The sequence below is a fragment of the Acinetobacter sp. LUNF3 genome, from assembly GCF_022699605.1.
GTDB lineage: Bacteria > Pseudomonadota > Gammaproteobacteria > Pseudomonadales > Moraxellaceae > Acinetobacter > Acinetobacter johnsonii.
This window is the reverse complement of sequence record NZ_CP093968.1, coordinates 3,066,341-3,087,312: the sequence shown is the minus strand read 5'-3', so window position 1 is coordinate 3,087,312 and position 20,972 is coordinate 3,066,341. Positions and strand designations below refer to the sequence as shown.

Annotated in this window: 20 protein-coding genes and 1 pseudogene; 15 read left to right on the top strand and 6 right to left on the bottom strand. The window is 37.6% G+C overall.

Going from position 1 to position 20,972, the window contains the following annotated elements; all coding sequences use genetic code 11:
- Positions 1-381 precede the first annotated feature (381 nt).
- From MN200_RS15120 to MN200_RS15110, 3 genes are all read left to right on the top strand, one after another.
- Complete coding sequence (locus MN200_RS15120; protein ID WP_004681441.1) at positions 382-762, top strand: copper resistance protein CopC; 381 nt, start codon at positions 382-384, stop codon at positions 760-762.
- 64 nt (positions 763-826) lie between these two features.
- The gene (locus MN200_RS15115) at positions 827-1,708 is read left to right on the top strand and encodes a CopD family protein (protein WP_005105846.1); all 882 of its coding nucleotides are present in this window, start codon (positions 827-829) and stop codon (positions 1,706-1,708) included.
- Between the two features lie 469 nt (positions 1,709-2,177).
- Positions 2,178-2,372, top strand: coding sequence for a heavy-metal-associated domain-containing protein (locus tag MN200_RS15110; protein WP_004281879.1), 195 nt, complete (start codon positions 2,178-2,180; stop codon positions 2,370-2,372).
- Between the two features lie 177 nt (positions 2,373-2,549).
- On the opposite strand, the gene MN200_RS15105 is transcribed toward MN200_RS15110, so the two are convergent.
- Positions 2,550-3,254: an IS6-like element IS1006 family transposase gene (locus MN200_RS15105; protein WP_001067784.1), complete on the bottom strand. Its 705-nt coding sequence runs from the start codon at positions 3,252-3,254 to the stop codon at positions 2,550-2,552.
- Positions 3,255-3,778: 524 nt separating this feature from the next.
- On the opposite strand from MN200_RS15105, the pseudogene MN200_RS15100 reads away from it, so the two are divergent.
- Positions 3,779-3,969 (top strand): annotated as a pseudogene (locus MN200_RS15100) (addiction module antidote protein); the annotation flags it as partial.
- Positions 3,970-4,024: 55 nt separating this feature from the next.
- On the opposite strand, the gene MN200_RS15095 reads toward MN200_RS15100, so the two are convergent.
- The 3 genes from MN200_RS15095 to MN200_RS15085 are packed head-to-tail and all read right to left on the bottom strand — an operon-like array spanning position 4,025 to position 7,396.
- Complete coding sequence (locus tag MN200_RS15095; RefSeq protein ID WP_242759799.1) at positions 4,025-5,854, bottom strand: ferrous iron transporter B; 1,830 nt, start codon at positions 5,852-5,854, stop codon at positions 4,025-4,027.
- Entirely contained in the window at positions 5,844-6,104 is a 261-nt protein-coding gene (locus tag MN200_RS15090) for a FeoA family protein (RefSeq protein ID WP_004665962.1), read from the bottom strand. The genes MN200_RS15095 and MN200_RS15090 overlap by 11 nt, the downstream gene beginning before the upstream one ends.
- Positions 6,105-6,115: 11 nt before the next feature.
- Positions 6,116-7,396, bottom strand: a complete 1,281-nt coding sequence (locus MN200_RS15085) for a cation transporter (RefSeq protein ID WP_005407391.1) — start codon at positions 7,394-7,396, stop codon at positions 6,116-6,118.
- Positions 7,397-7,486: 90 nt separating this feature from the next.
- Between MN200_RS15085 and cadR the strand changes: the two genes are divergently transcribed.
- The 8 genes from cadR to MN200_RS15045 all read left to right on the top strand — a co-directional run bounded on the left by cadR (position 7,487) and on the right by MN200_RS15045 (position 16,642).
- Complete coding sequence (gene cadR, locus MN200_RS15080; RefSeq protein ID WP_004281856.1) at positions 7,487-7,879, top strand: Cd(II)/Pb(II)-responsive transcriptional regulator; 393 nt, start codon at positions 7,487-7,489, stop codon at positions 7,877-7,879.
- Positions 7,880-8,021: 142 nt separating this feature from the next.
- Positions 8,022-8,432 carry a hypothetical protein gene (locus MN200_RS15075; RefSeq protein ID WP_004733191.1) on the top strand — a complete coding sequence of 137 codons (411 nt, stop codon included), beginning with the start codon at positions 8,022-8,024 and terminating at the stop codon, positions 8,430-8,432.
- Positions 8,433-8,481: 49 nt separating this feature from the next.
- Complete coding sequence (locus MN200_RS15070; RefSeq protein WP_004281854.1) at positions 8,482-9,849, top strand: TolC family protein; 1,368 nt, start codon at positions 8,482-8,484, stop codon at positions 9,847-9,849.
- A gap of 1 nt (position 9,850) precedes the next feature.
- Entirely contained in the window at positions 9,851-11,086 is a 1,236-nt protein-coding gene (locus tag MN200_RS15065) for an efflux RND transporter periplasmic adaptor subunit (protein ID WP_058869462.1), read from the top strand.
- Positions 11,076-14,234: a CusA/CzcA family heavy metal efflux RND transporter gene (locus MN200_RS15060; protein WP_004733184.1), complete on the top strand. Its 3,159-nt coding sequence runs from the start codon at positions 11,076-11,078 to the stop codon at positions 14,232-14,234. The genes MN200_RS15065 and MN200_RS15060 overlap by 11 nt, the downstream gene beginning before the upstream one ends.
- 86 nt (positions 14,235-14,320) lie before the next feature.
- Positions 14,321-15,220, top strand: coding sequence for a cation diffusion facilitator family transporter (locus MN200_RS15055; protein WP_004733183.1), 900 nt, complete (start codon positions 14,321-14,323; stop codon positions 15,218-15,220).
- Between the two features lie 157 nt (positions 15,221-15,377).
- Positions 15,378-16,082 carry an IS6-like element IS1006 family transposase gene (locus MN200_RS15050; protein ID WP_001067784.1) on the top strand — a complete coding sequence of 235 codons (705 nt, stop codon included), beginning with the start codon at positions 15,378-15,380 and terminating at the stop codon, positions 16,080-16,082.
- 47 nt (positions 16,083-16,129) lie between these two features.
- Positions 16,130-16,642, top strand: a complete 513-nt coding sequence (locus MN200_RS15045) for a SprT family zinc-dependent metalloprotease (RefSeq protein WP_201784311.1) — start codon at positions 16,130-16,132, stop codon at positions 16,640-16,642.
- 45 nt (positions 16,643-16,687) lie between these two features.
- Here the strand turns inward: MN200_RS15045 and MN200_RS15040 are convergent, their stop codons facing one another.
- Positions 16,688-16,906: a helix-turn-helix transcriptional regulator gene (locus tag MN200_RS15040; protein WP_005180668.1), complete on the bottom strand. Its 219-nt coding sequence runs from the start codon at positions 16,904-16,906 to the stop codon at positions 16,688-16,690.
- Positions 16,907-16,980: 74 nt separating this feature from the next.
- Here MN200_RS15040 and MN200_RS15035 point away from each other — a divergent pair, with 74 nt between their 5' ends.
- A complete protein-coding gene (locus MN200_RS15035) occupies positions 16,981-17,463 on the top strand; it encodes a hypothetical protein (RefSeq protein WP_058870464.1) in 483 nt (160 codons plus the stop codon).
- Between the two features lie 247 nt (positions 17,464-17,710).
- Complete coding sequence (gene ssb, locus MN200_RS15030; RefSeq protein WP_081313273.1) at positions 17,711-18,265, top strand: single-stranded DNA-binding protein; 555 nt, start codon at positions 17,711-17,713, stop codon at positions 18,263-18,265.
- Between the two features lie 208 nt (positions 18,266-18,473).
- On the opposite strand, the gene MN200_RS15025 is transcribed toward ssb, so the two are convergent.
- Complete coding sequence (locus MN200_RS15025; protein WP_242759798.1) at positions 18,474-19,892, bottom strand: aspartate ammonia-lyase; 1,419 nt, start codon at positions 19,890-19,892, stop codon at positions 18,474-18,476.
- Between the two features lie 134 nt (positions 19,893-20,026).
- Between MN200_RS15025 and MN200_RS15020 the strand changes: the two genes are divergently transcribed.
- Positions 20,027-20,917, top strand: a complete 891-nt coding sequence (locus MN200_RS15020; RefSeq protein ID WP_218288612.1) for a LysR substrate-binding domain-containing protein — start codon at positions 20,027-20,029, stop codon at positions 20,915-20,917.
- Positions 20,918-20,972 lie beyond the last annotated feature (55 nt).

Below are 20,972 nucleotides of genomic sequence, written 5' to 3'. Positions count from 1 at the left end.
TTGCACAAAGATTTCATAACTATATGATTTTAAAAGTTTTGATTATTTTTTGATCCAAAATTAAATCTATTTAAATCAGATGCTTACATATTTATGCAACAAAGCCAATAGCTACTATTTTCTTAGACAAAATGATTACTACATTTCATAAATCAACCACCTACATAATTTGTTTGTTAAATGATCATTATTTTTCAATAAGATTATTTTAATAGTTAAAGATTTTAAATTTTAAAAATGACAAAAATGTAATTTTGAAGTCATCGCTCTGTTTCTGTCTCTCACTAATAATTGAAATATAAGAGGAGATGATGTGGTCTCATTAAATATAGATTTTATAAAGTCATCTCTAATGAACTAACGAATCAAGAGGAAACGTAAATGAAATTATTTCAAAATAAAATGACTGCTCTACGTAATGTTGTAGTAGCTGCAACGATGATTGTGGCTACTACAACTACGTTCGCTCATGTGAGTTTAGTGAGTGCGATTCCTGCGGAAAATGCATCTATCCTTAGTCAACCAAAGAACTTGACCCTTAACTTTGGTGCAGAGGTTATGTTGATGAATATTAAGTTACTGGATGCTCAGCGAAGAGATGTTCCTTTAAAATATAAAGTTACTCATGACTTAAAGAAATCCTTTGATGTCGCTCTTCCGAAACTGAAAAAAGGTAAATATACCGTTGTCTGGACAACAATGGGGAAAGATGGTCACAACATGAATGGTGAATATAGTTTCACTATCAAATCAACTAAATAAGAATTGATTACCTTTCAACATGTCAGTGAGGTGCTGGCATGTTGTTCTAGAATGGACAAAAATAATGATTTCTGAATATTGGATGTGGGCCACTTGGTTAACTAAGGTTATTTTATATTTAAGTGTAGCTTTTGTCGTTGGTGGAGCCTTTTGCTATTTTTTACTTAGACAATATCTTGAACTAAAAGAATCGATTCTTAAATATATTACAATTGGCGCTGGATTAGGCCTAATTTCCAGTACCTTGGGATTTTTTATTCTGATTGGTAGTTTTGCCAATACTGGTATTACAGGGATGGTGGACCCCACGTATATTAATATATTGGTTAATACTCCGACGGGGTATATATACGTTCTTCGTTCTATTAGTTTTGCTCTTTTACTTCTTCTCATGGTGGTTAAACTTAACAGGAACAAAGGTCAGTTTTCTATAATTGAAAGTTCAATATTTTGTGTTTTACTTCTCCCGATTATTTTTAGTTTTTCCCAGCTCGGACATGTCGCTAATTTAACCTTACTTGCTCAAATTTTATTATCAATCCATATTCTAGTTATGTCGTTATGGATGGGGTCTTTATATCCGTTATGGAAAACCAGCCGGGAAATAAGTGGTTTACCTTTAAAAGATCGCATGCATGTATTTGGACGTATTGCTGCTTTCATTGTTGGGATATTAATCGCCTGTGGCGCTAGTGTAGCTCTTCTTTTAATTAAAGATTTTAATACCTTAATCAATACTGCATATGGCTATGGTTTCATGGTTAAAATGTTTTTTGTTATAGGTATTCTACTTTTAGCTGCCTTCAACAAATGGTATTTCACCCCGCGTCTTCAACATCCTAAATTCGCTAAACACCTTAGTCATGCCATTTTATTTGAGATGTTATTAGGTCTATCAATTCTATTAACAACAGGCTATATAACCACTGTCGTGGGTATTGAATAAGAGAATTTCAAAATAAGGGAATTGAGGAAATTTAACATTACTGCATTTATCTTTTGTAGCTGAGCAATAAAGTTTCTACTGGACTGCCAACTTACGACAATCAGAACAGTAAAATCGCATCATGAGGCATTATACATAAAGGTAGTCACCGGTTTTTAGCTTATCTTCAACCCATAACGGTCTCATCTATTCAGTTCACTACCATTGATTGAAATAACTAATCTTATAAATTTCAGAGTGATCGTAGATGATAAAAATGTCATTTTAAAGTCACATTAATGTTGGTTAAGTACTTTTACTGTAGTCATTAGAACACTCTTCTTTGGAATACTCTGAAGAAAACTGTAAGGTTGTAAACAGACCAAGTTACAGCGAGTAACTGATTCAGAAAAAGGCTGGTTGTATGGTGAAAGTTTAGAGTTACTGTTCTAATGTTTTAAACAAATGTTTTGTTAAAAAGGAGCAACATATGAAATTTCACATCGCTAATATGACTTGTGGTGGTTGTGCACGCGGCATTACTACCGCAATTAAAGAGCTCGACTCGAATGCCTCACTCGATATTGATTTACAAAACCGTATTGTTGAAATCAACACAACGGTGAGTCAGGATCAAGTCATTGCCACTCTCAGTGAGCGTGGATTTACAGCTGATCCTGCTTAATCTCTGTTAGAGTAACAGTGGGAATTCCTTACCACTTTTACTCTCTCTTATTTTCCTCATCGTACAGATTAAACCTGTACTTGCTTGAAATAAAAGTAATCCCTGAATTCCCCCTAATCTTGGTTGGCACTGTTGCAAATAGAGATTTGAGTCGATGATGTTTCCTTTAAAAAGTACTTAGAGACCGAAAACCCTGTTGATTAGACACACTTCACCCTGAGGCTGACCATAATAAAATGACGATGCTTGTCCTTTACGTAGTGCACGCATGACTTCAATACCTTTAATTGTGGCATAAGCCGTCTTCATAGATTTGAATCCTAATGTGGCCCTGATGATCCGCTTTAGCTTGCCATGATCACATTCAATCACGTTATTTTTATACTTAATCTGCCTGTGCTCAAGGTCTGGTGGACATTTACCTTCCCGTTTTAACCGTGATAAAGCACGTCCATATGTGGGTGCTTTATCCGTGTTGATCACTTGTGGAATTTGCCACTTCTTCACATTATTTAAAATTTTTCCAAGAAAACAATATGCTGATTTGGTATTACGTCTAGAAGAAAGATAAAAATCAATGGTATCGCCACGTTGATCGACTGCACGATACAGATAAGACCATCGTCCATTCACTTTTACATAGGTTTCATCAATATGCCACGAGCTCAGATCTGTAGGATTACGCCAATACCAGCGTAAACGTTTTTCTATTTCAGGAGCATAACGTTGAACCCAACGGTAAATAGTCGTGTGATCAACATTCACACCCCGTTCGGCCAGCATTTCCTGCAGTTCACGATAGCTAATGCCATATTTACAATACCAGCGCACAGCCCAAAGAATGATTTCGCCCTGAAAATGCCGACCATGGAAAGGATTCATATGCTGCACCTTTAGCTAAAACAGTCTTCAGCTTACCATTCGTGGTTATTTGCAACAGTGCCGTTTAACGACTGTAATACAGGCACACATTGCTTGATAATTTGGGAATAACGCAGCAAACCTAAAACCCTGTTCTGACCTGCTACAATCACGAAAGCTTTCATTTTTTGGGACTGAATTAGGCATTTTAATTTCAGCTTGCAAGTGCAGTAAAGCAGAAATCATGGCTTGTTAACTACCAAACGCACACAGGGTTCTTCAGCACCGTATTCACGGTGATATAAGAACCATATAATAATTGCTGAGGCCACAATACAAATAAAATATCCTTTTACAGTGATAATAATTCTTACCTCATGTGCAACGCACCAACTTGTCCAAGGTGCAATAAAAACCGAAAATCAGACCGTCAGTAAAAGGGAGGCATACTCTAAAATAACATAAAAGGGTATTTTATATGTTTTGCACTTGTGACGTCAGGTGACACAAGATTTGTCATTGAACGACACATAATGTTATTCCCGTCTAATTGCGATGCGGCATTTATAGCTAAAGCTTTGGGAACTATCGCAAAGGTCAAAGGGATGACTCAATTGTCTGAAGATACTGGTCTAGGTGAGAAAGCCTTTATAAAGTTCTTTCTCGTGAGGTTAACCCTAGTTTCGATACTATGATCAAAGTTGTAAAAGCATTTAATTTACGGCTAGCAATTTAACAGTGAATATTTAATAACAACGGGAACTAGACTCCCGTTGTTATTATTTTGGTAATTAAAGATTACTAGCAACTTGATATGTGATGAATGAAAAGATGTAGGCTAATGCAAACAAATAAGTTGCCATAATGATGGGCTGTTTCCAGCTGCCAGTTTCTCGTCTAATTGTTGCTAACGTAGCAAGACAATGGGGAGCAAAAATAAACCATACCAATAATGATAAACCTGTGGCTAACCCCCATCCATCCGGGCCTGAAATTTGACTTAACAGACTTTGAGTTACTGTATCTTCATCACCTGACATCGCATAAATCACCCCAAGAGCAGCAATTACAACTTCCCTTGCTGCCATAGCAGGAATGAGTGCAATACATATTTCCCATGTAAACCCAATAGGCGCAAATATAGGATGAATTAAATGCCCTAACTGACCAGCTAAACTATAGTTAATGGCCGGCATGGTTGCATTATCTGGTGGTTGAGGGAACGTGACTAGCACCCATAACAAGATAGACAGCGCAACGATAATGCCACCAACTCGTTTTAAGAAAATAGTTGCCCTATCATATAAGCCTAATGCAATATTTCTAATATCTGGAATTCGGTATGTGGGAAGTTCAAAAATAAAAATACTTTCAGTTTTATCTTTTCGAACCAATTTCAGAAACACTGAAACTAATAACGCTGAGACTATTCCCGACATATAAAGACCAAAAAGGACTAATCCTTGCAGACTTAACCAGCCGTAGATTAATTGGTTGGGAATAAATGCCGCGATCAATAAAGCATATACTGGCAATCTTGCTGAACAGGTCATCAAGGGTGCAATCATAATTGTCGCTAATCGATCCCGTTCAGAGCTAATGCTTCTGGTTGCCATAATTCCGGGAATAGCGCAGGCAAAGCTAGATAGCAAAGGAATAAATGAACGCCCACTAAGGCCTGCTTTAGACATTAATTTATCTAACAGAAATGCTGCCCGTGGCAAGTAGCCTGATTCTTCGAGCATTAAAATGAAGAAGAATAAAATCAAAATCTGAGGCATATATGCAAGCACGCTACCTGTGCCAGCAATTACCCCATCGACTACCAAGCTTTTTAATAGAGGATGTTGGATTAGTGGTCCAATAAAATCACTGAGCCATACGATAAAATTTTCAATGAATTCTATAAAAGGTGTTGCCCATATAAATACCGCTTGGAACATCACAAACATGGTTAAAGTTAAGATTACTAAACCTAATACAGGATGTAGAAAAATTTTATCTAGAAATGCGGTTCTTTTATCACCATTGTCATTATTTAAAATAACTTGTTTGGTGATTTGTTTGACCTGTTCAAAATGACTTAATTCAGAATGATAAGGAGTAATAAAAAGATTTTTTTGATCTAATTGATTAATTAAATCTTGAATTCCTTTTGTTTTAACTGCGACAGCTTCAACTACAGGGATACCTAACAGTTGAGACAGTTTATCCTTATCAATGGAAATACCACGCTTTTTGACCTCATCCATCATATTTAATACAAGAATCATAGGGCGATTTAAAGCACGAACTTCGAGAACCAAGCTCAAATGTAAGCTTAAATTTGTGGCATCTACGACGCATATAAAAATGTCGGGTAGAATTTCACCTTTTAGCTCGCCCAAACAAACTGCCCTGGTGACTTCTTCATCTAAACTACTAGGTTTTAAACTGTAAGTTCCGGGTAAGTCCAATACTCGTATTGCATCACCAGAAGGTAAGTTAAAAGAACCTTCTTTTCTTTCTACGGTAACCCCAGCATAGTTGGCAACTTTTTGTCGCGTACCAGTAAGTGTATTAAATAAAGAGGTTTTTCCGCAATTTGGATTACCGACTAATGCAATATTCTTAATCTTCATTGGATACTAACTCTACAAAAATTCTTTCAGCTTCATTCTTTCTTAATGCGAATCTTGAAGTTTCAATCTGAACTAAAACAGGATCTCCGCCAAAAACACCTTTAGCGAGTACTTGTAGAGTTTCACCCTCTCTAAAACCTAATAGTTGGAGCCGTTCCAATACGGGATCAGTGGTATGACTGTATTGATTACCTTTTTTGAGATCTCTAATTTTGACGATCTGATTTTGTTTAACTTGAAATAGATTCATTTTCGATACTCTTACTTCAAAGCCAAAATCTTTCGAGCACCATTAAGCACGAATAAAGAAACCAGGATGCCAATGATTAAGTCTGGATAAGCTGATCCCGTCCACGCCACGAGTACACCGGCAAATATAACGCCCATATTTACGACAACGTCATTCGCCGAGAAAATCCAACTGGCTTTCATATGTGCGCCATCTTCTCGATGACCAGAAATAAGATATAAGCATGTCACGTTAGCTATAAGTGCGAGCAGGCCAATAACAATCATGAGCGTTGATTCTGGCTCGCTTCCAAACATGAATCGTCTAATGACATCAATAATCACGATGACAGCAAGTAATAACTGAATCCAACCTGCGAAATGGGCTGCTTTCACTTGATATTTCGCAGCTTTTCCGACGGCATATAGCGCAATACCATAAACGGCTGCATCGGCAAACATATCTAGAGAATCAGCAATCAATCCTGTAGACGCAGCAATAATTCCGCTGATGAATTCTATAAAGAACAGTAGAGCATTAATGCCTAATAACAGTTTAAGTACTTTAGCTTGTCTCACAGGATCAGGTTCATTAGGTATATCGCCTGTAGAAAGCTGTGTTTCATCAAGTTTCGCCCCAAAACCCAGTCCTTCGAGTTTAGCCGTAATTTGCTGAATCCCTTCATTATGGAAGACTTTCAGTTTTCGATTGGGAAGATCAAAAGTAAGACCTTTAACTGCTTCAATATCTGCAAGAGCCATACGGACCATTTGCTCTTCAGCAGAGCAATCCATTTTAGGAATGGTATAGGTACTTGTTTGCTTAGCCTGTTGATTGCTTATATAAGTTTCAGTCTTCACAAGCTTTGCACCAAAACCCAAAGCTTCAAGTTTGGTAGTTATATTTTCATCTTTTTGATTATGTAGAACCTTTAAAGACCGGTTAGGTAAATCAAAGATGAGTTTTTGAACACCATCAATTGAAGATAGCGCCATACGAACCATCTGTTCTTCCGCAGAACAATCCATTTTGGGAACTAAGTATTCACTCATGTAGTGCGAATCTTTTAAAACGTTTTCAGTGCTTAAATTTTCTTTGGGATCAGAACCACAACAGGATTGAGCGGTATCTTCACAACTGTTTGAAGTGTTACAGCAAGGAGATGAAGATTTTTCTTCTTCCTCTTCACCACAACAGCTAGGCGTATTATCACAATTCTTTGAATTGCTTGCTTCTGCAATTGATGGATGATTTTCTTGTTGAGATTTCTTATCTTCGCATGGTGTTTCTTTACTACATCCACAGCCACTCATAGTTATACCCATTAAAAAAATTTATAAACTTTGAATATTAGAATCCCTATAGTTACTATAGAGTCAAGATTTTTTGGAAATACCAACTCAATGCATTTAAAAATTGGTGAACTCTCTAAAAAAACCTCATGTTCAGTATTAACAATTAGGTTTTATGAAAAGGAAGGTTTAATTCCGGAACCCGAAAGAACGGAAGGAAATTACCGCCTTTACGATATAGGCTATGTTGAGCGAATTAAGTTTATTTTGAATTGCCGAACTTTAAATATGAGTTTGAATGAAATTCGTCAATTACTCACCTATAAAGATAATCCCAAGAAAAATTGTTCAGATGTGAATGAATTAATTGACTTACATGTCAGTGCTATCAGAGAAAATATAATCAAGCAACAAAAGCTTATTGAACAATTATCTGATTTAAGAGGTACTTGTGATGGCTTATGTACAATTGACCAATGTGGAGTTCTAAAAAATCTAGCTTGATTATCTAGACCTATGCTTTTTTCAAAAATTCTGTATATCTTTACTTAAGGCTGCAAAAAGTTTAAGGTTACTCAAATTCTGTGATCAGATCTTTGATAGATCTGGACAGCTTCTTATTGGTGTTTTAAATACAGATTTGTGTATGAAGAGAAAAACATTTCTAATCCAGATATTGGTACTCTTATTCACATTCCAGAATATTTGGAGTGTGGCAGAGGCTGCGTGTCTGCATGAAATGCCAAACATACCCAATTCAATACTCTCTAATCCAATCGATTTAGACGAAAAGAGTGATAGTCCTCGTCAAGCACTTTATTCCCTAGAAAACTATAAAGAAATCTATGACTATTGTCAGAAGGTTTGTTTTAACGAAAAGTGCAGTCATTTCTCAAATACAATCGTGATTCAGATTGACCCACCCGATGATCTGAAGCTTAAAGCTAATTTTGAGACCGGCATTACCCCAACTTATTTGGGAATAACTTTTTATAAACCCCCTTATCTGGATCAATTAACCCCGCCTCCCGATTTGCCCCTACTATTGGTGGGGTAGTCTTATAAAAGCCCACCACTCCTAATTTCATTATGCGTGGGGCATTTTCATGTCAAAAAACAAATTACATCAGGATACCTCCATCCTGAATTTATCCTGGTCAGCCTTAGGTAGCGGTATCTTGCTATCTGCAATGATCAGCTTCAGTACTTCCGTAGTCGCCAGTACTCAAGATTTAACGCTGCAGCAAGCTATTGAGCAGGTTAACCAATATCAAGCGTCCCAAAATTTCTGGGAAACGCAAAACAGCATTAATGCCACGAATCTTCAGCAAAGTAAGCTGTTTAAAAATCCTGAACTGTCAGTTGAACAAACGGGATTTGGTTCAAATAATGAAAAAGAGCTTACCATTGGCATATCACAACCCTTGGATATTTTTGGTGAGCGAAGAGCAAACCAAAAATTAGCCAGTCTCTCTACAGATAAAACAGCGCTGAAACAGAAGATTTATCAAGCACAAATTGAGCTTGCAGTGAAATATGTATGGTCACAACTGGCCATTGCTGAACTTGAAAAAAACATTGTCAATGAACAACTTCGGGTGAGCCAAGAAAACCTTCAAGCAATCGAAAAGCGCTTTAATGCAGGCAGTATTGCCCAAGTAGATGTAAATCGCGCACGTTTAAGCCATGCTGAAAATATCCGTCTTTTTAGACAGGCAGACTTACAGGTACAAGTGGCCACCCAACAATTATCAAATTTATGGGGTACGTCTGATAAGTCATTGCAGGTAAACCTCTCTTCACAAAAGCTCTGGCCAAAATCGACTCATGAACAGGTTCAAGAATATTTAGCGGAAAACTACGTTGAGAAATATCGAGCTTTACTGGTATTAGAGTCTCAAGCAACGGTTGATCAACTAAGGGCAAAGGCACGTCCTAACCCCACTTTAAACCTAGGTGTCAACCGCACCCAATCCTTGGAAAACTCCACACAAAATCAATTAGTAGTCGGAGTCAGTGTACCGCTTAATATTTTCGATCGTCAGCAAAATGGCATAAAAATCGCGCAAGAAAAAATGAACTTATTAGAGCGTCAGAAAGAGTTTTATCTGAAGCAAAATGCGCTGCAAATAGGCACAATTTTAACCGAGTTGCAGGGTTTAGAGCTGCAATTCAAAGTCGTTGACGAGACTCAAATTCCTTTGGCGACTCAAGTTCAAAGTAAGACGCTACAAGGTTTCTTGGCAGGCAAGTTTGCTTTAACCGATGTTCAGCAAGCCACGCTTCAATTACAAGACATCCGTCTGCGTAAAGTCCAGTTGTTACGGGATGGCTGGCAAAAGGCCATTGAAGCAGAAAGTTTGAGCTTAGGCATTAGCCCAAGTGAAGTCATGTCGAAAGATGCTATTGCACAAATCAATCAAAACTTATGGCAAGACATACAGGCCATGCCTGTCATTGGTGGGGGAAATTAACATGTTCGATCTTAAAAACAGCTTAAAAAAACAGAGCGGAAAAATCTCTCAACCTCTACTGATTAGTTTGGTTATCGGCGCTACCGTACTCCTCAGTATTTTTTTGATCTTAACTGGTAAGAATAAATCGGAAACATCAGATGAACATGCAGAGGAAGAAAGCGGAGAAGAACATGGCGGTGAAACCGAAGAGCATGCAGAAGGTGTGAGCCTGACTGCCAAGCAACTGGTGGAACAGGGCATACAATTATCAGCGGTCGATCAAGGCCCGGTGGTTAAATTAAGTTCTTATCCTGCCAAACTGAATGTGAATACTGACCAGCAAGCGCACGTCTCACCGAGTTTTAGTGGTCATGTAGAAAATGTCTATGTAGAACTCGGTCAAAAAGTTCAGAAAGGACAGCCTTTGGCTGCGTTGCTTGTTCCTGATCTAGTTGATCAGCAGGCCAATCTTAAAATTGAACAAACCAACCTTGAACTGGCGAAACAAGACTATGATCGTGAGCGTCAGCTTTGGTCACAGGGCATTTCAGCAAAACAGGACTATCAACGTGCTTATAACAGCTATAAACGGGCACAAATTCAGGTTCAAGCGGCCCAATCACGTTTAAGTGCATTTGGTGCAGTGAATGCCAGTAACGGACGCTATATTTTGAAAGCTCCCATTTCTGGCGTGATCAGTAAAAAGGATTTGGTTCTCGGGGAAAATGTTCAGTTAGCCGATCAACTCTTTACGATAGACCGGTTAGATCAACTCTGGCTTGAGTTTATTGTTCCAAATTCTGAAATTATGGGCTTAGCCCCGAATCAAAAGATCGAATTTAAATCCTTGCAAACAGAAAAGGTTTATCAAGCTGTTATTCAGACTTTAAATACTGAAGCGGATATTCAAACAGGTCGTCTTCAGGTGCGAGCAAAAGTTGAATCGAATGCAACCGAATTACGTCCAAACTTGATGGTGAACGTACAGTTGCAACAACGGAGTGAAAGTACCGCATTACGGGTACTTAAGTCCGCAGTTCAGAATGTCGATGGAAAAGATGTGGTTTTTGTCGCCACTCAGCATGGACAAAAAGTTGAATTCAGTCCGCAACCTGTGAAATTCGGGCAATCATCTGGGGAGAGCCAATGGATTGAAGTGGTGAGTGGGCTTAGTCAGGGACAAAAATATGCCGCTCAAGGCAGTTTTTTACTGAAATCCGAGCTGGAAAAAGGAGAGGCTTCACATGAGCACTGAAACTCCTCAAATTCCAGACCACGAATCGGTAAAACCTGAAGGACTGTTTGATCGACTGATCCAGTTTTCTATCCATAACGCAATCTGGGTCATGCTGTTTATTGCGGCTTGGATTGCTATTGGTATTTATAGTTATCAAAAGTTACCGATTGATGCTGTACCAGATATTACCAATACTCAGGTGCAGATTAACACTTCAGCCAATGGTTTTACGGCTTTAGAAATGGAACAGCGGATTACATATCCCATTGAGAATGCCATGTCAGGCATGCCGAAAATGGAACAAACCCGTTCGATTTCACGCTACGGCTTATCGCAAGTGACCATCATTTTTGAAGATGGCACGGATATTTACTGGGCCAGACAGCTTATCAACCAGCGCTTGCAAGAAGCAATGGGAGAAATGCCTGAAGATGTGCAACCTAACATGTCGCCTATTTCGACAGGTTTAGGTGAAATCTATCAATGGGTGATTAAAGCCGAACCAAATGCTAAAAAGCCGGATGGAACCCCTTATTCGGCGATGGATTTACGTGAAATTCAGGATTGGATTGTAAGACCGCAATTACAGCGCGTAAAAGGCGTTGCTGAGATCAACAGTATCGGTGGCTTTAATAAAACCTATGTGGTTGCCCCTGATCTGAACCGATTGCAACAATTGCAAATTCCTTTGTCTGATTTACAAACTGCCTTAACAGAGAATAATGAAAACCGTGGTGCTGGCTATATTGAGAAAAATGGACAACAGCTAACGGTTCGTGTTCCCGGCACTTTAAACACGATTGAAGATATCCAGAACATCAGTATTGCCAATAAAAACGGCTATCCGATTCGGGTGGCAGATGTCGCCAATGTCTCAATTGGTCATGACTTAAGAACAGGGGCTGCAACCTATAATGGTGAAGAAACTGTATTGGGTATTGCCATGATGATGATGGGAGAAAATAGCCGTACCGTTGCTCAAGCCATTGATGAAAAGGTGCAATCGATCCAGCAATCGCTACCTAAAGGTGTGGTGATTGAGACTGTGTATGACCGTACGCATTTGGTTGATCGGGCGATCAAAACCGTTCAGAAAAATTTGATTGAGGGTGCAATCCTCGTCATTGTTATTTTATTTCTCTTTCTAGGTAATTTCCGTGCTGCGCTGATCACGGCTTGCGTTATTCCACTGTCAATGCTGTTTACCTTGACGGGAATGGCAGAGCAGAAGATTAGTGCAAATCTGATGAGTTTAGGGGCACTGGACTTCGGTATTATTATTGATGGTGCAGTGGTTATTGTAGAAAACTGTATCCGTCGGCTAGCAGAAGCTCAGAAGCTGAAAGGTGGTTTACTTAGCCGTTCTGAAAGATTTAAAGAAGTCTTCTTGGCTGCAAAACAGGCGCGTCGTCCTCTGATTTTTGGACAGTTAATTATTTTGGTGGTTTATCTACCTATCTTTACCCTGACGGGTGTAGAAGCCAAACTTTTCCATCCTATGGCAATGACTGTTGTACTGGCTTTAATTGGGGCCATGATTTTATCTGTCACTTTTGTGCCAGCCGCAGTTGCCCTATTTGTCACTGGAGAAGTCAAGGAAACCGAAAGTCGCTGGATGCATTGGCTTAAAACCAAATATGAACTGCTTTTAGATAAAGCCTATGAGCTTCGTTTATTTGTGACTATTGTGGCTGCCTGTATTTTAGTGCTTACGGGCGTGCTAGCCACTCAAACAGGTAGCGAGTTTGCACCTCAACTGGGTGAAGGTGATTTTGCTGTTCAGCAAATGCGTTCCCCAAGTACAGGGTTAGAACAGTCACTGAGAATGCAGGAAAATACTGAAAAGTTACTGTTGAAAGAATTTCCTGAAATTAAAGCGATCTTTGCTCGTACCGGTACAGCAGAAGTGGCCACAGATGTTATGCCACCCAACATTTCAGATGGCGTGGTACTGTTAAAACCTCATGATGAATGGCCTGATCCAAAACAAACGATTGATGAGCTTCGCCAAAGAATGATTACTTTCTTAGCGACATTGCCGGGAAATAACAGTGAGTTCTCGCAACCCATTGAACTGCGCTTTAACGAGTTAATTTCAGGGGTGCGAAGTGATGTGGGTGTCAAATTATTTGGTGATGACATGGAGATTCTAAATCGCGAAGCGAATAAAATTTCTCAAAAAATTAACTCAATTTCAGGCGCGACAGCCGTTAATGTAGAACAGACCAGTGGCTTACCCTTGTTGAATGTAGAGGTGGATAAGTCCAGAGCTGCACAATATGGCTTGTCGGTAAGAGCAATTCAGGATCTGGTAGCTACAAGTGTCGGTGGCCAGAATGTTGGAACAATTTTACAGGGAGACAAGCGTTTTGATTTTGTCATCCGTCTAGATGAATCCCAGCGTAGTCCTGAACAGTTAGCGGTACTTCCTATTCAATTGCCGAATGGTGGTTTAGTCCAACTGCAAGATGTGGCACGCGTTGAAAATATCCTGGGTATTAATCAGGTCAGCCGTGAAAATGGTAAACGTCGAGTGGTTATTACTGCAAATGTAGAAGGACGTGATTTAGGCTCATTCGTAACAGAGCTTCAGAGCACGTTATCCAAACAGGAATTACCAAGCGGTTATTGGATAGATTATGGCGGTCAATTTCAAAATCTGATGTCTGCAAAAGCGCGTATGCAATTGGTGGTTCCGCTCGCATTGTTGACGATCTTTATTTTATTGATGGCTGTATTCCATAATATCAAAGAAAGCTTACTGGTCTTTAGTGGTGTACCGTTTGCCTTATGTGGAGGCTTAATCGCGTTGTGGTTGCGTGACATTCCATTATCCATGTCAGCAGGGGTTGGCTTCATTGCACTATCGGGGGTGGCTGTACTGAATGGCTTAGTCATGCTCACCTTTATCAAAGAGTTGCGACAACAATATGACCTTTATTATGCAACGTGGCAGGGTGCAATTTTGCGTCTTAGACCTGTGCTGATGACCGCTTGTGTGGCGTCCCTTGGGTTTGTCCCGATGGCTTTGGCAACCGGAACTGGGGCAGAAGTACAGAGACCTTTAGCAACAGTGGTTATTGGAGGAATTATCTCCTCTACCCTGCTTACATTGGTTTTATTGCCCGTACTGTACCGCTGGATGAATGAAAAGAAAGTTTCTTAATCCAATAGATTAGTCGATTTACAGCAGAGATATTGGCTGTTATCCAATATCTCTGCTCATCATAAATAGAATAAGGAAAATATTTTATGTCAGAACATCATGATCATAGCCATGCGGTTGTTACTGAAGAAAATAGTAAGAAGTTAATGGTTGCCTTAGGTTTAACGACTACTTTTTTAATAGTAGAAGTTGTCGCTGCTTTTATTACCCAAAGTTTGGCTTTGTTATCTGATGCAGCTCATATGTTTACTGATGTAGCCGCTTTAGCTATTGCTCTTGCCGCTATCAAAATTGGTAAAAAAGCCGCAGATGATAAAAGAACTTTTGGCTATCAGCGATTTGAAATTTTAGCGGCTCTGTTTAATGCGGTGATGCTTTTTGTGGTAGCAATATATATTGTATATGAAGCTTATCAACGTTTTACGAACCCTGCTGAAATTCAAAGTGTTGAAATGATGATTGTCGCGGTCATTGGTTTGGTCGTAAATTTGATTTCAATGAAAATCCTTTCTGCTAGTGCTGAAGGAAGTCTAAATATAAAAGGTGCATATTTAGAAGTTCTTAGTGATGCTCTAGGATCGATAGGCGTGATTATCGGAGGAATAGTTATTTATTTTACCCAGTGGATGTGGGTTGATACCGTAATCGCTGTGTTAATTGGCTTCTGGGTCTTACCTCGAACTTGGATTTTATTAAAACAAAGTATTAATATTCTGCTTGAAGGAGTTCCTGATGAGATTGATATTGAGTCGTTAAGAAATGATTTATTGAAGCTAGAGGGCGTTGAAGGGATTCATCAGTTGAAAGTCTGGGCTATATCCTCAAAAAATATTCATTTAACTGCTCATTTGGTTGCTCCGAATAGCAATACAGATCAACTCTATCAAAAGGCCTTAGAAGTTCTAAAACATAATCATAATATTACTGAAATTACGTTACAAATAGAAAGTAAGGAATGTAATACATTGGAACAGCATAAACATTAAAGTGCTGCTCTTTCTACATAATGGACAGATGACTAGGCTGATAAACCTTACCATTTTCCTGTATTACACTTCTATTTATCACACGCACTTTAAACGGCACTGTTGCAAATAACCACGAATGGTAAGCTGAAGACTGTTTTAGCTAAAGGTGCAGCATATGAATCCTTTCCATGGTCGGCATTTTCAGGGCGAAATCATTCTTTGGGCTGTGCGCTGGTATTGTAAATATGGCATTAGCTATCGTGAACTGCAGGAAATGCTGGCCGAACGGGGTGTGAATGTTGATCACACGACTATTTACCGTTGGGTTCAACGTTATGCTCCTGAAATAGAAAAACGTTTACGCTGGTATTGGCGTAATCCTACAGATCTGAGCTCGTGGCATATTGATGAAACCTATGTAAAAGTGAATGGACGATGGTCTTATCTGTATCGTGCAGTCGATCAACGTGGCGATACCATTGATTTTTATCTTTCTTCTAGACGTAATACCAAATCAGCATATTGTTTTCTTGGAAAAATTTTAAATAATGTGAAGAAGTGGCAAATTCCACAAGTGATCAACACGGATAAAGCACCCACATATGGACGTGCTTTATCACGGTTAAAACGGGAAGGTAAATGTCCACCAGACCTTGAGCACAGGCAGATTAAGTATAAAAATAACGTGATTGAATGTGATCATGGCAAGCTAAAGCGGATCATCAGGGCCACATTAGGATTCAAATCTATGAAGACGGCTTATGCCACAATTAAAGGTATTGAAGTCATGCGTGCACTACGTAAAGGACAAGCATCGTCATTTTATTATGGTCAGCCTCAGGGTGAAGTGTGTCTAATCAACAGGGTTTTCGGTCTCTAAGTACTTTTTAAAGGGAACATCATCGACTCAAATCTCTATTTGCAACAGTGCCATTTATCACGCCTCGCCAATATAAAAGTGGTGAAAGCCACTTTTATTTGGGTAAACAGTATCAATTGAAAGTGATTCATGATGATACCAAGCCACAAGGTGTAAAACTTCTGAGGGGTAAATTAGAAGTGAATGCCTTAGATGCCAATCTTGAAAGTATTCAATCTCATTTAAAGGAATGGTATAGATCTCGAGCAAAAGTCATATTTGAAATACGTTTGCAACGTATTCTAGAACAAGCCTTATGGGTTGGAGACAAGCCTGAAATCCGTTTAGTGACCATGCGTACACAGTGGGGAAACTGTTCTCCATCAGGTGTGCTTACGCTCAACCCTCATCTAGTTAAAGCACCTACAATTTGCATTGATTATGTTATTTTGCATGAACTTTGTCATTTGGTTGAATATAATCATAGTGAGCGTTTCTACCAACTATTGAATCAAGTTATGCCTGATTGGTCGAAAATAAAAAATCAATTAGATATGATGGCGAATAAGTTAATAAATTGATTAAGATTTTTGTTTTTCGACAAGAGTTAAGAAAGGTTCTCTAATTTATTTAAGGAACTCATAAATATTAGAATTTAAGCACTCTAGCCAATCCATTAATTCAAGAATATCGATTCTTCGATCCAAATTCTCTATTTTTGCTACATATGACTGTGGCTTTTTTAAGCGTGAGGCAAGCTCTACCTGAGTAACTTCTTTTAACTCACGTATTCGAATAAGTTTATCAATTAGCTGTTTATAGCGAGGATCATGTATTGAGCTCATAGCTCGACATGTTGTACTATTCTTTTAAATATCCCAAAATGGGATATTTTAGGTTTTGGAGATGGTGTTTAGATATGAATATAAATCATCAACTTAAGTTTAGTTTTCTAGACTTTTTATCAAATCAAACATTCTTTAACTCTGAGTTTAAAAACATTCGAGCAGAATTTATAAAATATTCTCCTGAATATGAGCCTAAAAGATTTTATTCAAAAATCTATATTATTTTTAGGGAGTTAGTAAGTCAAAACTTGATATTTATGGATACTAGTAATTGTACGTACAAATATTCATCTAATTATTCAAAAAAAGATATTTGCGATTTAATTAGCCAATTGAAATCTTTAGAGGTTGAGAATTGTCTTTCGATGGAATATACACGTGTAAATGAGAATATATCAGATTTATTTCAGGAGTTAAGCATATATAAAAAGTATCTTATAAAATTTCCTAAGTGCTCTGAACTGATTAATCGATTTATAGATCAAAAAGAATCAGAAATTCACCTTTTAAGCTATGAGTTAAAAGCTTTGAGGAATTTATTAGAAGCTCAATAGGAGCAGGCTAGTCTTATAAATTTCAATAGAGCTGCGTCTGAATAATCAAGAACAATAATATCTTTACATCTGATCCTAATTCAACTGTATATAAAATAAGTATTGCAGAATAGTAATTCGAATGAACTTATACAGATGATCAACACCTTAATTTATAAAAAAGATAGGTTGAATTTAGTATAGATAGAAGCAATTTTTTTGTTATAGTATTATTTGTAAAATATTCAATTTTTTTAAAAAAAAACATATGGATACTGCAACTTATAGTAAAACTAATATGAGCAATGTTATTGTTGTAGGAACACTAGGTAAAGACCCTGAAACAAAAACCTTTCCAAATGGCGGTTCATTAACTCAGTTTTCAATGGCAACGAGTGAATCGTGGACAGATAAAAGTACGGGTGAAAAGAAAGAACAAACAGAATGGCACAGAATTGTGCTTAGTAATCGATTAGGTGAAATAGCACAACAATACTTAAGAAAAGGCTCTAAAGTCTACATTGAAGGTTCATTAAGGACTAGACAGTGGACGGATCAAAATGGTCAGGAAAGATATACCACAGAAATTCGTGGCGAGCAGATGCAGATGTTAGATAGTCCAAGAGCGGAAAATCAATCTAATTATAATCAAGGTGGTTATAACCAAAATCAACAAGGTTTTAATCAAAATCAAGGCGGTTTTGGTGGTAAAAATACTCAAGGGTTTAATCAGAACAGTAAACCTAATAATGGGCAAAAACCACCACAGAATCAAAATATTCCCAATAAAAACAACGATTTAGGAGATGATTTACCATTTTAACTTGTGCAATATCTAAATATTGTATGAAGTGAAAAAGAACTTGATTTATATCAAGTTCTTTTTTTATGGCTAGGCAAATTTGGTATTTAAAAAAGAGCTTTATAGAATAAAAATGTTCAGCTAATACGAGTGACATAGCATACTTTTCCTCTATAAAAAAAGGGACCTCTGATGAGATCCCTTTTTAAAAAGACGAAATGCTAATAAATCATGATAAAGATTGCTGAGGATGAACCATATTTTTGATCGATAGCACATCAGCCAAAATTTGATCAGACAATAGGTTTTCAGCTTTAATTAAAGCCAATACACTTTGACCAGTTTCATTGGCTTGTTTTGCAATACGAGTAGTTGTTTCATAGCCCAAATGGGGGTTGAGTGCAGTAATAATGCCGATTGAATTATCTACATTGGCCTGACAGTGTTCAGCATTGGCACGGATGTTTTCAATACATTTATGTTGGAACATTTGCATAGCTTTACCCAACAAATCGATCGATTCGAACAGTTTAAAAGCAATTAACGGCTCCATCGCATTGAGCTGTAACTGACCTGCTTCGGCCGCCAAAGTAATGGCCAAATCATTTGCAATCACTTGAAAACACACTAAATTCATGGCTTCTGGAATAACAGGATTCACTTTGCCTGGCATAATTGAGCTGCCTGGTTGACGCGGTTCTAAATGGATTTCGTTCAGACCAGTACGAGGGCCACTAGAAAGTAAACGCAGGTCATTGGCAATTTTTGAGAGTTTAGTCGCGGTACGTTTTAAGAAGCTCGATAATAAAACGAAATCCCCCATATCTGAGGTTGCTTCGATTAAATCAGGTGAACTGCTGATCTGCTTTTGCGTAATTTCAGACAATGCTGCGATGGCATATTCACGATACTTAACTTCGGTATTGATGCCTGTTCCAATTGCTGTTCCGCCTAAATTTACAACACTTAAAGCAGACGGCATGATGTCATTGAGCTTGTTTAAATCATTTTGTAAGGTATTTGCAAATGCGCCAAATTCTTGACCCAAGGTCATTGGAACGGCATCTTGCAATTGGGTACGACCCATTTTTAAGATATGCGAAAACTCATCGGACTTGTTCTTAAAACTTTGAATTAAATTTTGAAACGGGCTGTTCAATTGCTCAATTGCAAAAATTAAACCTACTTTAATTGCTGTTGGATAGACATCATTGGTTGACTGAGACATATTAATATCATTATTTGGATGTAAATATTGATATTCGCCTTTTAAATGCTCTAAATGTTCTAATCCAATATTAGCCAGTACTTCATTGATATTCATATTGGTGGATGTTCCCGCACCACCTTGAATCATATCAATTGGAAATTGGTCATGATATTTATAATTAATAATTTGTTCACATGCATACTGAATAGCATTGTATTTATTTTCTTCAAGTTTATTGAGTTTAAAGTTGGCTTCTGCGCATGCAGCTTTAACCATTGCAAGGGCATTAATAAAAACAGGGAATTGATTGAGTTTATTTGGACTTAAATTAAAGTTCTCTAAAGCTCTTAAAGTTTGTACACCATAATAGCAATGAGCAGGAATTTCTTTATGTCCTAATAAATCCTTTTCAACGCGTGTGTTAATCTTAATGTTCATTTAAATAGACTCTAATCTCGAATAAATCGATATTAAAGTGCGCACGGTTTTTTTTCTAATGTAAAAATATATTACTACATGCATTTTTTGCATAATAGATTATAATTGATCAAAGGATGAGTGAAGAATGAGTTATGACTTTAGAAATTCGATGGATTGAAGATTTACTTGCATTAGAGCAAGAAAAATCGATATCTCAAGCAGCAGCTCTACGACATGTCACGCAGTCTGCCTTTACGCGCAGAATTCAGAATATTGAAAACTCATTGGGTTTCCAAATTTTGAAAAGATATAGTAAAAATATTGATTTCACAGAAGCGGGGCAAGTTTTACTGGCTTCGGCAAAAAATATACAAAATCAACTCACTACAACAATAAAATATTTAGAAAAGAATGTGAAACATGATGAGTTAACCGTCAAGTTTGCAGTGTCACACTCGCTCATTACCCAGTTTTTCCCCCGCTTTATTCATGAATTATCGATGGATATGACGGACTTAAAATTGGAAATTATTGCCTCAAATTTCAAACAGGGCATGCGCTTATTAAAAGATGGCTCGTGTGATTTTTTAATTAGCTATTGCGATCAAAAAACATTAGAACAATTCGATCGTTCTTTATTCGAATTTCATAAAATTGTTGAAATGGAAATACTCCCTGTGACAGCCTTAGATCATGACGGGACTGCCAAATATTCACTCGATCAGTCTTTTCCTTTGTTGTCTTATAGTAAACAAGCATATTTAAGAAACTGTGTGGATGAAGCAATTGAAAATAAGTTGGATTATAGAACTTTATATGAGACGGATAATGCAGGCGATTTAAAAGAGTTGGTGTTGCAAGGTTTGGGTGTGGCATGGTTGCCTAAATTATTGGTTGAAAGAGAAATCCAAGAAAATAAATTAAAAGTAATGGACGGTAAGCAGTACTATTTATTTCAAGATGTCTATCTGGTTAAACGAGAAATGTCATTTTCAAATCGAATTAATTATATTTGGAATATTTTAATTCAGAAAAATAAATAATTTAAATTTATGGATTATTTTTTTTTATCGTTTTGAGGTATATTTTAATAATAAA